10 protein-coding genes, 2 tRNA genes and 3 rRNA genes are annotated in these 14,728 nt (G+C 38.7%); 11 read left to right on the forward strand and 4 right to left on the reverse strand.

Features of this window, described 5'->3' with window-relative positions:
• Positions 1–97 precede the first annotated feature (97 nt).
• From mqnE to CVS97_RS09570, 11 genes are all read left to right on the forward strand, one after another.
• Positions 98–1,162 (forward strand): aminofutalosine synthase MqnE, encoded by a 1,065-nt coding sequence (mqnE, locus tag CVS97_RS00490; RefSeq protein ID WP_107784701.1) that lies wholly within the window; start codon positions 98–100, stop codon positions 1,160–1,162.
• Between the two features lie 12 nt (positions 1,163–1,174).
• A complete protein-coding gene (locus CVS97_RS00495; RefSeq protein ID WP_072594681.1) occupies positions 1,175–2,467 on the forward strand; it encodes an NCS2 family permease in 1,293 nt (430 codons plus the stop codon).
• Between the two features lie 12 nt (positions 2,468–2,479).
• Positions 2,480–2,920: a phosphoribosyltransferase gene (locus tag CVS97_RS00500; protein ID WP_054196841.1), complete on the forward strand. Its 441-nt coding sequence runs from the start codon at positions 2,480–2,482 to the stop codon at positions 2,918–2,920.
• Positions 2,921–2,929: 9 nt separating this feature from the next.
• Positions 2,930–4,147: a glycosyltransferase family 39 protein gene (locus CVS97_RS00505; RefSeq protein ID WP_107784702.1), complete on the forward strand. Its 1,218-nt coding sequence runs from the start codon at positions 2,930–2,932 to the stop codon at positions 4,145–4,147.
• Positions 4,148–4,849 carry a Tfp pilus assembly protein FimT/FimU gene (locus CVS97_RS00510; RefSeq protein ID WP_107784703.1) on the forward strand — a complete coding sequence of 234 codons (702 nt, stop codon included), beginning with the start codon at positions 4,148–4,150 and terminating at the stop codon, positions 4,847–4,849.
• A gap of 364 nt (positions 4,850–5,213) precedes the next feature.
• Positions 5,214–6,724, forward strand: a 16S ribosomal RNA gene (locus tag CVS97_RS00515).
• Positions 6,725–6,818: 94 nt separating this feature from the next.
• Positions 6,819–6,895 (forward strand) — tRNA-Ile (locus tag CVS97_RS00520).
• Between the two features lie 12 nt (positions 6,896–6,907).
• Positions 6,908–6,983 (forward strand) — tRNA-Ala (locus tag CVS97_RS00525).
• Positions 6,984–7,310: 327 nt separating this feature from the next.
• Positions 7,311–10,214: ribosomal RNA gene (locus CVS97_RS00530) — 23S ribosomal RNA — on the forward strand.
• Between the two features lie 133 nt (positions 10,215–10,347).
• A 5S ribosomal RNA gene (gene rrf / locus CVS97_RS00535) occupies positions 10,348–10,466 on the forward strand.
• The 16S, 23S and 5S rRNA genes sit together here with 2 tRNA genes alongside, the layout of an rRNA operon.
• Positions 10,467–10,685: 219 nt before the next feature.
• Positions 10,686–11,132, forward strand: a complete 447-nt coding sequence (locus tag CVS97_RS09570) for a helix-hairpin-helix domain-containing protein (protein ID WP_107784704.1) — start codon at positions 10,686–10,688, stop codon at positions 11,130–11,132.
• Positions 11,133–11,508: 376 nt separating this feature from the next.
• Here CVS97_RS09570 and truA read toward each other — a convergent pair whose 3' ends face one another.
• Genes truA through uppS form a run of 4 tightly spaced genes read right to left on the reverse strand, consistent with a single transcriptional unit; the run spans position 11,509 to position 14,728 of the window.
• Positions 11,509–12,240: a tRNA pseudouridine(38-40) synthase TruA gene (truA, locus tag CVS97_RS00545; protein WP_107784705.1), complete on the reverse strand. Its 732-nt coding sequence runs from the start codon at positions 12,238–12,240 to the stop codon at positions 11,509–11,511.
• A complete protein-coding gene (locus CVS97_RS00550; RefSeq protein WP_107784706.1) occupies positions 12,240–13,268 on the reverse strand; it encodes an LptF/LptG family permease in 1,029 nt (342 codons plus the stop codon). The genes truA and CVS97_RS00550 overlap by 1 nt, the downstream gene beginning before the upstream one ends.
• Entirely contained in the window at positions 13,261–14,049 is a 789-nt protein-coding gene (locus tag CVS97_RS00555; RefSeq protein WP_107785185.1) for a prepilin peptidase, read from the reverse strand. The genes CVS97_RS00550 and CVS97_RS00555 overlap by 8 nt, the downstream gene beginning before the upstream one ends.
• A 7-nt stretch (positions 14,050–14,056) precedes the next feature.
• Positions 14,057–14,728, reverse strand: coding sequence for a polyprenyl diphosphate synthase (uppS, locus tag CVS97_RS00560; RefSeq protein ID WP_107784707.1), 672 nt, complete (start codon positions 14,726–14,728; stop codon positions 14,057–14,059).

Here is a 14,728-nt window from a genome sequence, read left to right on the forward strand (position 1 = left end):
TGTTAAAAATATCTTGGCAAATGTTACATAATTTTTGCAAAAACAAAGCTTTATTTGCTTATAATAAAGCCTTAAGTTCAGCTTTAGGACGATAAAGATAATGAATCTATTACAAAAACTAGAAAGTGGCGAGAGATTAAGCAAGCAAGAGGCTTTTTCGCTTTATGAGCTTGATCTTTTTACGTTAGCTAAATTTGCCGATAAAAAACGTAGAAAACTGCACGGCAACAAGGTCTTTTTTAATGTAAACCGCCATATCAATCCAACAAATATCTGCGCTGATATTTGTAAATTTTGCGCATTTTCAGCTCACAGAAAAAATCCAAATCCATACTTAATGAGCCACGAAGAAATTTTAAAGATCGTTGATGAGAGCGTAAGCCACGGCGTAAAAGAGATACACATCGTATCAGCCCACAACGCAAAAAGTGGCTGGCAGTGGTACTTAGAAATTTTTAAAAAGATAAAGGCAGCTCATCCAGAGCTTCATGTAAAGGCGATGACGGCAGCTGAGATTGACTTTTTATCAAGACATTACGGCTTAAGCTATGAAGAAGTGATAGAAAAGATGCTTGAATACGGCGTCGATAGCATGCCAGGCGGTGGGGCTGAAATTTTTGACGAAGAGGTCAGGGCTAAAATTTGCAAAGGCAAAGTAAGTAGCGAAAACTGGCTCAAAATCCACAAAATGTGGCATGATAAGGGTAAGCAAAGCAACGCGACAATGCTTTTTGGGCATATAGAAAGTCGCGATAATAGGATCGATCATATGCTAAGGATCAGGGACTTGCAAGATGAAACTGGCGGATTTAACGCATTTATCCCGCTAGTTTATCAAAGAGAAAATAACTACTTAAAAGATGTGAAATTTTTAGGATCAGCTGAAATTTTAAAGACCATAGCGATATCTCGCTTGGTGCTTGATAACGTCCCACACATAAAGGCTTATTGGGCTACTTCGACACTAAATCTAGCCATGATAGCTCAGGAATTTGGTGCTGATGATCTTGATGGCACGATAGAAAAAGAGAGCATCCAAAGTGCAGCTGGCGCAAATAGCGCAAACGGTGTTACACTAAAGACATTTTGCGATCTCATAAAGACATCTGGTTTTACGCCGGTTGAGCGTGATAGCTTATATAACGAACTTAAAATTTACTAAAAGGAGCTTGGGGTGAAATTTTTTGACTTAGCACAAAACAAAACGAGTGTGAAGCAGGAATTTGGAGCGGGACTTACGACGTTTTTGGCGATGATGTATATCGTTCCGGTAAATGCGATCATTATGAGCAAAACTGGCATGCCTTATGAGGCATTAATCACGGCAACTGCGCTAATTACCATCTTTTCTACTATATTAAATGGTCTTTGGGCGAACACACCAGTTGCGATGAGCGTTGGTATGGGGCTTAACGCTTATTTTACATTTGGTCTTTGCATCGGTATGAAAGTGCCTTGGCAAACGGCTCTTGGCGTTGTTTTTCTAAGCGGCGTGATATTTGTCGTTTTATCTTTTACAAATTTTAGGATGTGGATAATAAGATCCATCCCGCTTGACCTACGAAGAGCGATAAGTGCGGGCATAGGCACATTTATCAGCTTTGTTGCATTTCAGCAAATGGGCTTTATCGTAAATAGTGACGCAGTTTTGGTTGGCATAGGAAATTTCAAAGATCCAAATGTGCTTCTTGGTGTTTTGGGACTATTTTTAGTTATTTGCTTTTGGGCGTGGAAGATAAAGGGCGCGTTTATACTAGCTGTGCTTGCTACTTCAGTGATAGCTTGGGTGCTTGGTATCGCTCCTCATCCAACAGAAATTTTCTCAACTCCAGCCTCTATCTCTCCGATATTTTTAGAGCTTGATATAAAAGGTGCGCTTAGCCTAGCCTTGCTGCCAGTTGTTATCACATTTTTTGTGACCGATCTTTTTGACTCGATAGGCACATTAGCTGGTGTAGGAACGAGGGCTGGAATTTTTGACGAAAATAAAAAAGATGGTGTCGTAAAACTTGAAAAAACTCTTGAAGCTGACGCTATTGCTACGGCGGCTGGCTCGCTTGTAGGCGTAAGTACGACCACATCGTTTGTAGAGAGTGCTAGCGGTGTAGAAGAGGGCGGTAGAACTGGTCTAACGGCTGTATTTTGTGGACTTTTGTTTATACTTACGCTCTTTATGTTGCCACTTTTTAAAGCGATCCCTGGCAATGCCATTTATCCGATCCTTGTAATGGTTGGCGTGCTTATGTTTGCCGAGCTTGCTAGTATAAATTTCAAAGATCCAGCCATAGCTGTAGCGACATTTTTCATAGTTGTGCTCATCCCGCTTACTTACTCGATCACAAACGGCCTTGCATTTGGATTTATGTCATACGTAATAGTTAAGCTCATAAAGAGAGAATTTAGCGATATAAATTTAGGCGTAGTCGTGCTAGCGCTCATTAGTTTTATCGTATTTTTAGTGCATTGATAAGGAAGAAAGATGATATTTTATAGCTATGATGAATTTGCTGTTGATACTAAAAAGATGGCAAAACAGATAAAAGATGAGTTTGATCCAGAGGTGATACTAGCTGTGGCAAGAGGTGGTCTAACGCTTGGCCACTCGCTAGCTGTTGCGCTTAATAATAGAAATTTATTTACCCTAAATTCTATCCATTATGAAGATACAAACAAGCTTGATACGATTAATATCTTTAACGTGCCAGATCTTAGCAAATACACTAAAATTTTGCTCGTCGATGACATCATCGATAGTGGCGAGAGCATGGTCGAGATAAAAAGAGAGCTGCTTAAGCGTTATCCAAATTTAGATATCAAAATAGCGACCGTCTTTTATAAAGAGAAAGCTCTGCTTTTGCCAGAATTTAAGGTAAAAGAGGCTCACGATTGGATCGAGTTTTTTTGGGATATACATATTTAAGGAAAATTTTTGCTAGATAAATTTAGAGAATTTGTTGGACATCACGTCGCTTTTAGCGTATTTTTGATATGTTTGATTGATTGTATATTTTTACTTTATACGGCAAATTCTCTTAGTATAAGTTATAGTGAAGCTGAAATTTTTTTAAACAAACAAAATTTTCTTAGCCATGTTTTAAACTTAAGCGTTCAAATTTTTGGTCAAACAGATATTGCTCTAAGATCTGTGATGATCGCGTTTCATATTCTAAGCGTTATTTTAATGTATAAGATAAGCAAATTTTACATTAAATTAGAGTTTGACAGACTTATTGCGGTATTGCTTTTTATCTTACTTCCTGGCACGCTAGCTTCAGCTCTTATCGTCAATAATGCTGGGCTTTGCGTTATGCTGGCGCTCCTATGTATATACTTTTTTCATATTAAAAATAAAATTTTATTTGTAACATTTTTTTGTCTTTCTTTTTTTATAGATGGCGATTTTTTGATATTTTACGTAGGATTTTTTATATTTTCACTTTATAAAAGAAAGCCGCCACTTGCTTGGCTAAGTGCTATTTTATTTTTACTAACACTTTACTTTTTTGGCTTTGATACAAATGGTAGGCCAAGTGGGCATTTCATTGATACTTTTGGTATCTTTGCCGCTGTTTTTTCGCCGTTTATTTTTATCTTTTTTGTCTATACGATTTATAGAATTTGGGTTAAGGAAAAGAAGGATCTTTTGTGGTTTATTGCGATTTGCTCATTTTGCTTTTGTATGATAGTCTCAGTGCGCCAAAGGCTGGAACTTGAGCAGTTTTTGCCATTTTGCGTGATCGCAACGCCACTTATGGTAAGAGTATTTTTTAATTCGTATCGTGTAAGATTGCCAAAATTTAGAAAAGGCTATAAAATTTGTACGACCTTAGTGATGCTTTTTTTAGCCTTAAACTGGTCGATGATCGTATTTAATCAAATTTTTTACCTATTTTTAGATAACCCAACAAAGCATTTTGTCTATAAATTTGATATTGTAAAAGAGCTTGCTGCTAAATTAAAAGAAGTAGAAATTAAGGATTTATATACTGATAATAAAAAGCTTGCATTAAGGCTTAAATTTTATGGTATAGATGTAAGAGATGAGTCTAAAAATTTATTAGTAAGCGCCGATCTAGATAGAAAATCAAAATTTTGCATAGAAAAAATGGGAAAAGTAATTGCAAATTTTGATGTAAGAGGCAGGTAGATGAATAGAAACAAGGGTTTTACTGTTATAGAGCTTATCTTTGTAATCATTGCCGTTGGCATACTTGCAGCAATGATCATACCAAGGCTAGAAATAAACGGAGCCAGAGAGGCAGCTACACAGATGCTAACGCATATAAGGTACGCCCAGCACCTTGCCATGCAAGATGATAAATTTGTACATTCAGAAAATGAAAAATTTTGGTTTAAAATGAGATGGGGGATAGCTATTAATGACACTAGTTTGCAAGAGTGCTCTGTAGATGAGCCTGGGGTTAAATCTTGGAAATATAGTATTTTTTATGATAAAAGAGGTAGTGGTAATAAATTTAGTGGTAATCTAAATTCCAAAGAAGAGGTTGCCATCGATACACAAAAATCAAACAAATTCTTAAGTGCGGGCTGGAGAGGCATTCCTCAGTCCTATTGCAATAAAATTAATATAGATTTAAATATCGAGAAAAAATATGGCATAAAATCAGTTAAATTTGTCGGTAGTTGCGGAAAAGGCAAAATGCAAACTATTGATTTTGACGAATTAGGTAGGCCCATGAGAGTGGTGAGTGTTACTAACAATAAAGGAGCAAAAAGACCTTATTCAAGACTATTGAAAGGTGATTGCAAGATAATTTTAACAGATAAAAATAACAATGTAGCCTCTATAAATATAGAAAAAAGAAGTGGATACGCATATATAAACTAAACCCTATAAACCTAATAATAAAAATACACAATTTAAAATTTTTAAGCACCTAAAAAATTTTTCTAAAATTCCCTAATTATTTCAACTATATTTAAGTATTGCTCGTATATAATTCCAGCTCACGAAACGAGAAACCACCTTTAACTTCATTGGTTAATAAAGCCTTTTCTTTTTATCGTTGTTCTTTTAACTTACAATTGTTAAACTATTAGTCAATCTTTGAAATCTAAACAAGTGATCGATTGAGCCAGTCTATTATTTTATAATTTATAATAGATTAGACAAACTAATAAATAAAACTAAAAGTTTTTTTGATTAAAAACTTCATAATAAAATCCTATTAAATAAATTTTGATAGGTAATTAATATGGAGAGTTTGATCCTGGCTCAGAGTGAACGCTGGCGGCGTGCCTAATACATGCAAGTCGAACGGACAAGTAAGAGCTTGCTCTTATGAGTTAGTGGCGCACGGGTGAGTAATGTATAGCTAATCTGCCCTACACTAGAGGACAACAGTTGGAAACGGCTGCTAATACTCTATACTCCTGTCTTACATAAGTTAGATAGGGAAAGTTTTTCGGTGTAGGATGAGGCTATATTGTATCAGCTAGTTGGTGAGGTAATGGCTCACCAAGGCTATGACGCATAACTGGTCTGAGAGGATGATCAGTCACACTGGAACTGAGACACGGTCCAGACTCCTACGGGAGGCAGCAGTAGGGAATATTGCTCAATGGGGGAAACCCTGAAGCAGCAACGCCGCGTGGAGGATGACACTTTTCGGAGCGTAAACTCCTTTTGTTAGGGAAGAACAATGACGGTACCTAACGAATAAGCACCGGCTAACTCCGTGCCAGCAGCCGCGGTAATACGGAGGGTGCAAGCGTTACTCGGAATCACTGGGCGTAAAGGACGCGTAGGCGGATTATCAAGTCTCTTGTGAAATCCTATGGCTTAACCATAGAACTGCTTGGGAAACTGGTAATCTAGAGTGAGGGAGAGGCAGATGGAATTGGTGGTGTAGGGGTAAAATCCGTAGAGATCACCAGGAATACCCATTGCGAAGGCGATCTGCTGGAACTCAACTGACGCTAATGCGTGAAAGCGTGGGGAGCAAACAGGATTAGATACCCTGGTAGTCCACGCCCTAAACGATGTATACTAGTTGTTGCTAAGCTAGTCTTGGCAGTAATGCACCTAACGGATTAAGTATACCGCCTGGGGAGTACGGTCGCAAGATTAAAACTCAAAGGAATAGACGGGGACCCGCACAAGCGGTGGAGCATGTGGTTTAATTCGAAGATACGCGAAGAACCTTACCCGGACTTGATATCTAACAAATCATCTAGAGATAGAAGAGTGTCTGCTTGCAGAAATGTTAAGACAGGTGCTGCACGGCTGTCGTCAGCTCGTGTCGTGAGATGTTGGGTTAAGTCCCGCAACGAGCGCAACCCACGTCATTAGTTGCTAACAGTTCGGCTGAGCACTCTAATGAGACTGCCTTCGTAAGGAGGAGGAAGGTGTGGACGACGTCAAGTCATCATGGCCCTTATGTCCGGGGCGACACACGTGCTACAATGGCATATACAATGAGAAGCAATATCGCGAGATGGAGCAAATCTATAAAATATGTCCCAGTTCGGATTGGAGTCTGCAACTCGACTCCATGAAGCCGGAATCGCTAGTAATCGTAGATCAGCCATGCTACGGTGAATACGTTCCCGGGTCTTGTACTCACCGCCCGTCACACCATGGGAGTTGATTTCACTCGAAGCCGGAATACTAAATTAGTTACCGTCCACAGTGGAATCAGCGACTGGGGTGAAGTCGTAACAAGGTAACCGTAGGAGAACCTGCGGTTGGATCACCTCCTTTCTAGAGTACATATAGATATTCTCTCACAAGATATCTATAAGAAAGATATTCTCAATCATCCTTGTTTAGTTTTGAAAGATTGATAGACCTATAGGGGCCTATAGCTCAGCTGGTTAGAGTGCACCCCTGATAAGGGTGAGGTCACAAGTTCAAGTCTTGTTAGGCCCACCAGAGAATTTAATTGGGGAATTAGCTCAGCTGGGAGAGCGCCTGCTTTGCACGCAGGAGGTCAGCGGTTCGATCCCGCTATTCTCCACCATAAAATAGTTTAACTATATTAAGTCTAATTAGAGAGCTTAAAAATTTAAACTTTCTAATTAGACTTTTGTCTAAATGTTCTTTTAATTAATATTGTTAATAGTCACAAGCAAGTTTTAAAAACAATTTTACAGGACTTGTTAAAGATTTAAATTTCTATTCTCTTTGTATTTAATGCAAAAGTTTGACATCACAATCTATTTAGGATTTAAAACTTATCTAAATAGTAGTCAATGCTTTCCGTCTTGAGAGCTAGAATTTAAATATAGTAACATAAAGTTATCTTTAACAAGGAAGTGATGCGAATTAGAATAATCTAATATAGAAAAGGTAAGCTACAAAGAGCAAGTGGTGGATGCCTTGGCTAGTAGAGGCGATGAAAGACGTGCCAGGCTGCGATAAGTCTCGGGGAGCCGTCAAGGGGCTTTGATCCGGGAATTTCTGAATGGGGCAACCCAGTTAAGCGCGAGCTTAACTACCTAATATGGAGCGAACGAGGGGAATTGAAACATCTTAGTACCCTCAGGAAAAGAAATCAAAAGAGATTACGCTAGTAGCGGCGAGCGAACGCGTAAGAGGGCAAACCGTTAGTTTACTAACGGGGTTGTAGGACTGCAATATAGACTAAACTTAGCTAATAGAATAATTTGGAAAGATTAAGCATAGAGGGTGATACTCCCGTATATGAAAGCTTTGTTTTACTTAGCAGTATCCTGAGTAGGGCGGAACACGTGATATTCTGTCTGAAGCTGGGTAGACCACTATCCAACCCTAAATACTACTACTAGACCGATAGTGCACAAGTACCGTGAGGGAAAGGTGAAAAGAACTGAGGTGATCAGAGTGAAATAGAACCTGAAACCATTTGCTTACAATCATTCAGAGCCCTATGATTTATCAGGGTGATGGACTGCCTTTTGCATAATGAGCCTGCGAGTTGTGATGTCTGGCAAGGTTAAGGAAACCCGGAGCCGTAGCGAAAGCAAGTCTTAATAGGGCGTTTAGTCAGACGTTGCAGACCCGAAACGATGTGATCTATCCATGAGCAGGTTGAAACCGGTGTAAGAGCCGGTGGAGGACCGAACCCGCTAGCGTTGAAAAGCTATGGGATGACTTGTGGATAGGGGTGAAAGGCCAATCAAACATCGTGATAGCTGGTTCTCTCCGAAATATATTTAGGTATAGCGTCATGTAGTAACACTAGGGGGTAGAGCACTGAATGGGCTAGGGCATACACCAATGTACCAAACCCTATCAAACTCCGAATACCTAGTGTGTAATCATGGCAGTCAGGCGGCGAGTGATAAAATCCGTCGTCGAGAGGGGAACAACCCAGACTAACAGCTAAGGTCCCTAAATCTCATTTAAGTGGAAAACGATGTGGAGTTACTTAAACAACCAGGAGGTTGGCTTAGAAGCAGCCATCCTTTAAAGAAAGCGTAATAGCTCACTGGTCTAGTGATTCTGCGCGGAAAATATAACGGGGCTAAAATGAGTACCGAAGCTTTAGACTTAGTTTTACTAAGTGGTAGGAGAGCGTTGTATTTGCGTTGAAGGTATACCGGTAAGGAGTGCTGGAGCGAATACAAGTGAGCATGCAGGCATGAGTAGCGATAATTGGGGTGAGAATCCCCAACGCCGTAAACCCAAGGTTTCCTACGCGATGCTCGTCATCGTAGGGTTAGCCGGGTCCTAAGCAAAGTCCGAAAGGGGTATGCGATGGAAAATTGGTTAATATTCCAATGCCAACTATAATGTGCGATGGAAGGACGCTTAGAGTTAAGCAAGCTAGCGGATGGTAGTGCTAGTCGAAAGGTGTAGGTTAAGATCCAGGCAAATCCGGATCTTTTTAAGCCGAGACCCCACAGGCGTTTGAAGTTCTTCGGAACGGATAGCGAATTGCCGATACTGTCGAGCCAAGAAAAGTTTCTAAGTTTAGTTATAGTTGCCCGTACCGTAAACCGACACAGGTGGGTGGGATGAGTATTCTAAGGCGCGTGGAAGAACTCTCTTCAAGGAACTCTGCAAAATAGCACCGTATCTTCGGTATAAGGTGTGCCTAACTTTGTGAAGGATTTACTCCGTAAGCATTGAAGGTTACAACAAAGAGTCCCTCCCGACTGTTTACCAAAAACACAGCACTCTGCTAACTCGTAAGAGGATGTATAGGGTGTGACGCCTGCCCGGTGCTCGAAGGTTAATTGATGACGTTAGCTTTGCGAAGCGTTTGATCGAAGCCCGAGTAAACGGCGGCCGTAACTATAACGGTCCTAAGGTAGCGAAATTCCTTGTCGATTAAATATCGACCTGCATGAATGGCGTAACGAGATGGGAGCTGTCTCGAAGAGGGATCCAGTGAAATTGTAGTGGAGGTGAAAATTCCTCCTACCCGCGGCAAGACGGAAAGACCCCGTGGACCTTTACTACAGCTTGACACTGCTATTGGGATAAAAATGTGCAGGATAGGTGGGAGGCTTTGATCCATAGACGCCAGTTTATGGTGAGCCATTGTTGAGATACCACTCTTTTTTATTCTGATAGCTAACTAGCTTGAGTTATCCTCAAGTAGGACAATGTCTGGTGGGTAGTTTGACTGGGGCGGTCGCCTCCCAAAATGTAACGGAGGCTTACAAAGGTTGGCTCAGAACGGTTGGAAATCGTTCGTAGAGTATAAAGGCATAAGCCAGCTTAACTGCGAGACATACACGTCAAGCAGAGACGAAAGTCGGTCTTAGTGATCCGGTGGTTCTGTGTGGAAGGGCCATCGCTCAAAGGATAAAAGGTACCCCGGGGATAACAGGCTGATCTCCCCCAAGAGCTCACATCGACGGGGAGGTTTGGCACCTCGATGTCGGCTCATCGCATCCTGGGGCTGGAGCAGGTCCCAAGGGTATGGCTGTTCGCCATTTAAAGCGGTACGCGAGCTGGGTTCAGAACGTCGTGAGACAGTTCGGTCCCTATCTGCCGTGGGCGCAAGAAGATTGAGGAGAGTTGACCCTAGTACGAGAGGACCGGGTCGAACCAACCACTGGTGTACGAGTTGTTCTGCCAAGAGCACCGCTCGGTAGCTATGTTGGGATGTGATAACTGCTGAAAGCATCTAAGCAGGAAGCCAACTCCAAGATGAATCTTCTTTTAAGAGCTCATATAGACTATGTGTTTGATAGGCTGGGTGTGTAATGGATGAAAGTCCTTTAGCTGACCAGTACTAATAGCTCGTCTGCTTATCTTTTTATAAGCATCACTTCCTTGTTAAGGATAAAAACTTAATAAGATATGTTTTTGCAAAACTTTGTTTATGACTTTTAACTTTATCAAGTAGTGTTAAATAAGAGATTTATCTAATATATCTTTTATTTAACACTGCCCGTGACTATACAGACGAGGAAACGCCTTGCTCCATCTCGAACCAAGAAGCTAAGCTCGTCCTGGCTGATGATACTCTCCCTTACTGGGATGTTGGAAAAGTAGGTCGTTGCGGGCTTTGTTAATTTTAATCTTCTTTATCTAAGCAATCTTCTTTTAATATTATTTCTTAATTTATAACAAAATATCAAATCTTACATTTATTTATTTTTTAAATAATCAGACTTTTTATCTCTATGTTTATAAATATCTTTTAGTTTATGCTTTTATACAAGTGTTGACTAAAAACACCAAATATGATAGACTCCAAACCCAAATTTACCCAAAAAGGACAAAAATGAAAAAGATTATATTCTCACTATTAGCAGCAGCTTCTACATTACTAGCAGCCATAAATTTAAACACCGCCACAAAAGAAGAGTTAATGAGTTTAGATGGTATAGGATCTTCAAAGGCAGATGCAATAATAGAGTATAGAAAAGCAAATAAATTTAACTCAATAGAAGATATAAAAAATGTAAATGGTATAGGCGATAAGACATTTGAAAATTTAAAATCAGATATATCAGTATCAGGCACTACAAAAATAGACGACACAAAATCTAAAATAAAATCTAAAAAAGATGAGATAAAAGAAAAGGTAAGCAAAAAGAGTGATGAAGTAAAAGAGAAAAAAGATAGTGCTAAAGATGATAGTATAAAAGAGATAAAAGATAAGAAAGAAAGCCTAAAAGATAAAGCAGAGAAAAAGAGTAAAGCTAAAAAAGAGAAGAGCAAAGAGTAATAAATCTAGAAATTTATAAAAATTCTTACATAAAGTATATAAAAATAGTTAGGAGCGCATAGCGTTCCTAATAAATAAAATAGATTGGTTTTTTATATATCAGCCTACTTTTTAAATTCTATAACTTAGTTTGCCTGTTTTTTAAATTTTATAAATTAATAAGTTCATCTAATAGATCTTGTAAAGTAATACTCCTTAAACTATCCTCTAAAGCTTCTTGTGCTTTTAGGAGGGGAGGGGTTAAGGATTTTAGGGTGTTAGTTATAGGTGAGAGGGGACTTTAGGTGGGGCAATGTGCAAACTAGTTATAAATTCTGATTTATAAGATTCTCTATTTAATATTTTAAATAAGCTTACTATTGAATATTTTAAATACCTAGTTAAATTTATAAAAAACTCTATTTAGGTAAAGTCCTTCAGCTGGAGCTGGGATACGAGTTAGGGCAGAGCATCCATTAAGTGAAGCATTGATGAGCTCAGCACCATTTTTGATACTTAAGGCTTTAAGTAGATTTGCAACCATGAGCCGTACTTGAGCGCGTAAAAAGCCATTCGCTTTAAAAACTATGATAGTTTGGTTTTTGTATTCATAACAAAATGCCTTAAAAATTTCTCGCACTGGACTTTTTGTATCACTTCCTGTTTTCATATAGGAGCTAAAATCATGCTCGCCAACAAAATTAGATAAAATTTCATTTGCTTTTTTGATATCAAATTTTGGCAAAAAGACTTTATAGTTTGAGCTAAAAACATCAAATTCTCCATGATCTATAATGTATCTATAAGACCTTGCTACGGCATCAAACCTTGCTTGAAAATTTTCATCAACCAAATTTATATGTTTTATATGAATATTTGGATGCGCATGGCGGTTGATTAGCTCTTTTAAGTGCTCTAAATTTTTAAAATGATCGCCACAAATTACGCTTGAGCTTTGATTGATCGCATGGACGTTTTTGTCTGTACGTGAGCTAGAGACTATTTTTTCAAATATTCCAACGTGAGCTAGAGCGCATGAAAGCTCATCTTCTACGCCATTTTCATGTGGCTGAGTTTGCGAGCCTTGAAATTTGGAGCCATCGTAGCTATAAATTAGTTGGATTTTCATTAGTATCTTCGCATGATCTTGGCTTTAAAAAGCAAAATTCCTGTCAACAAAAAGACAAAAAATATGAGTGGAATCGCAAAAGCTGGCTTTGATGAAAATAGCATTATGAGTGTAAAATACCCAAATAAAACGCCAAATGTCCCAACATAAACCATGCCCTTTTCATATCTATAAGTAACGATGCCAAAGCTTATGGCAAAAAGTGTACTGGCAAGTGGAAATAGCGCAACAAGCACATATGTGCTAAGGTCTTTTCTTCTTTTTTCACTACTATTTGCCTCCGTCCAGTACTCTTTTATACTGCCTATATCGCTTATCTCTTCACTTTGGGCAGTCCTTATTTTCATGGATTTGAAGTTGCTTTGATGATAAATTTCATCTTTTATGTCATACATTTTTCCATCTACTAAAGAGAGTTCGATGCTTTGATTTGTATTAGTGATCTTTGCATTTTTAGCAGTGATTAAGCGTTGGGAGTCTTTAATGTAAGGATTAAACATCACAATATCTTTATAAGTAGTGCCGTTGTTATCTTGCATTTCACTGCCCACATAGACCATCCAGTCAGAGAATTTTTGTCCAAACTGAGTTGGCTTTAAATTTAGCTTTGCGACAGTCTTTTTATAATCAATAAAATTTGCATTTAGCTGTGCGGCTATTGGTATCATTATGGTAGCAATTACAAGTAGAGCAGTGCTTAAAAATGCTGAAAATATTAAGAAAAATTTAGCAATCTTATTTGGTGAGCCACCAAGCGTAAAAATAACGATACTTTCATTCTCTTTTGATAATCTAAAAAGAGTCATCGCAAGTGATACAAAAAATGCGATAGGCACGACAAAAAGTAGTACGCGTGGAAGCATAAATGAGTAGAGTTTAAAAAGCTCACCAAAGCTGATCTCAATGTAAGAAGTGATGCGCGCGATCTGGATGAAAAACACGATCGACATGATCAAAAAAAGCGTACTAAATAGCGACGCAAAAGTCCCTAGGAAGTTAAACAAAAGATATCTGTTCACTCTACTCATAAATAAACCTTAAAATTTCTAAAATTTGCTCTTTAAAAGCGTATGTAATAAGTAATCCAAGACTTAAAAACGGCACAAAAGCCAGCTCGTAGCTCTTTTTGTGAACGAGCGCATAGACTGGAAGTGTAAGAAGCGCTGCAAGATAGATCGCCACTAGAGCCAGTTTGACTGACAAGATAGCTCCGATGATCGCTGCTATAAAGATATCTGCGCTACCCATCGCTTCTTTTTTTATGGCAAGGCTTACGACAAATCTAAGCGCCCAAAAGATAAATGCAAAAAGGAATAAATTTAAAATCTGGGCAAAATTTCCTTTAAATATAAAAAGCATCAGAGCGTAGATAAATGCGAAAAATAGCGCCGCAAAAAGAAGCGGATCTGGCACAGCTTTATATCTTATGTCTATGACGCTAAGAGCTAGTAGCATAATAAAGCAAAGCCCTAAAAATAGCGCATAAAGCAAGGTTTCTACGCTTAAAATTTCGCCGCACTCTTTAAAAAAACAGATCAGAAAAAGTATCCCAGAAACTAGCTCGATTGCTGGATAGATGAGGCTTATTTTTTGCTTACAAAAGGCGCATTTGCCGCCTAAAAATAGCCACGAAAAAATTGGAACATTGTGATAAAAATTTAGCTTATGATCGCAGTTTGGGCAATGAGAAGCTGGAAAATTTATGCTCTCATTTCGTGGCAAGCGATATATCAGCACATTTGAAAATGAGCCCACGCAGATGCCAAAAACAAAAGCAAAAACGGCAAAAAAGATGACTAAATTATCCATTATCTCGCTAAACTCCGCCAAATCTTCGCTCTATGTTTTTAAATTTGCTAACGATATTTGCAAGCTCATTCTTGCCAAAGTCGGGCCAAAGTGTCGGTGTAAAAAATAGCTCTGCGTAGCTTGCCTGCCAGAGCATGAAATTTGAAAGCCTACTCTCACCACCAGTTCTAATGAGAAGATCCACCGGCTCGCTCTCATCAAGTGCTGCATTTAGGCTCGCATCGTTTATCTCGCAGCCTTCTAAAGTTAGCTTTTTCACAGCTCTAATGATCTCATCTTTTGAGCCGTAGTTTATCGCTAAATTTAATAATAAATTTTTATTCTCTCTTGTAGCGTTTTTGGTGATCTCTATCTCGTTTTTTAGCTCATCGCTAAATGGTGAAATATCGCCGATTGTGTTAAATTTGATCCCATTTTTTATAAAGTCAGCACGCTTTAAAATGAGAAATTTCTTAAGCAAATTCATCAAAAACTCGACCTCTTTTTGTGGTCTTTTCCAGTTTTCAGTACTAAATGCGTAAAGACTTAAAATTTTCACGCCATTATCGATACAAAATTCGCACATATCGCTTACTACATTTGCTCCGGCTTCGTGCCCATTTGTCCGTAAAAATCCACGTTTTTTAGCCCAGCGTCCATTTCCATCCATGATAATAGCAAGGTGGTTTAATTCATTCAA

The sequence above is a fragment of the Campylobacter concisus genome (assembly GCF_003049735.1).
Classification (GTDB): Bacteria; Campylobacterota; Campylobacteria; order Campylobacterales; family Campylobacteraceae; genus Campylobacter_A; species Campylobacter_A concisus_AN.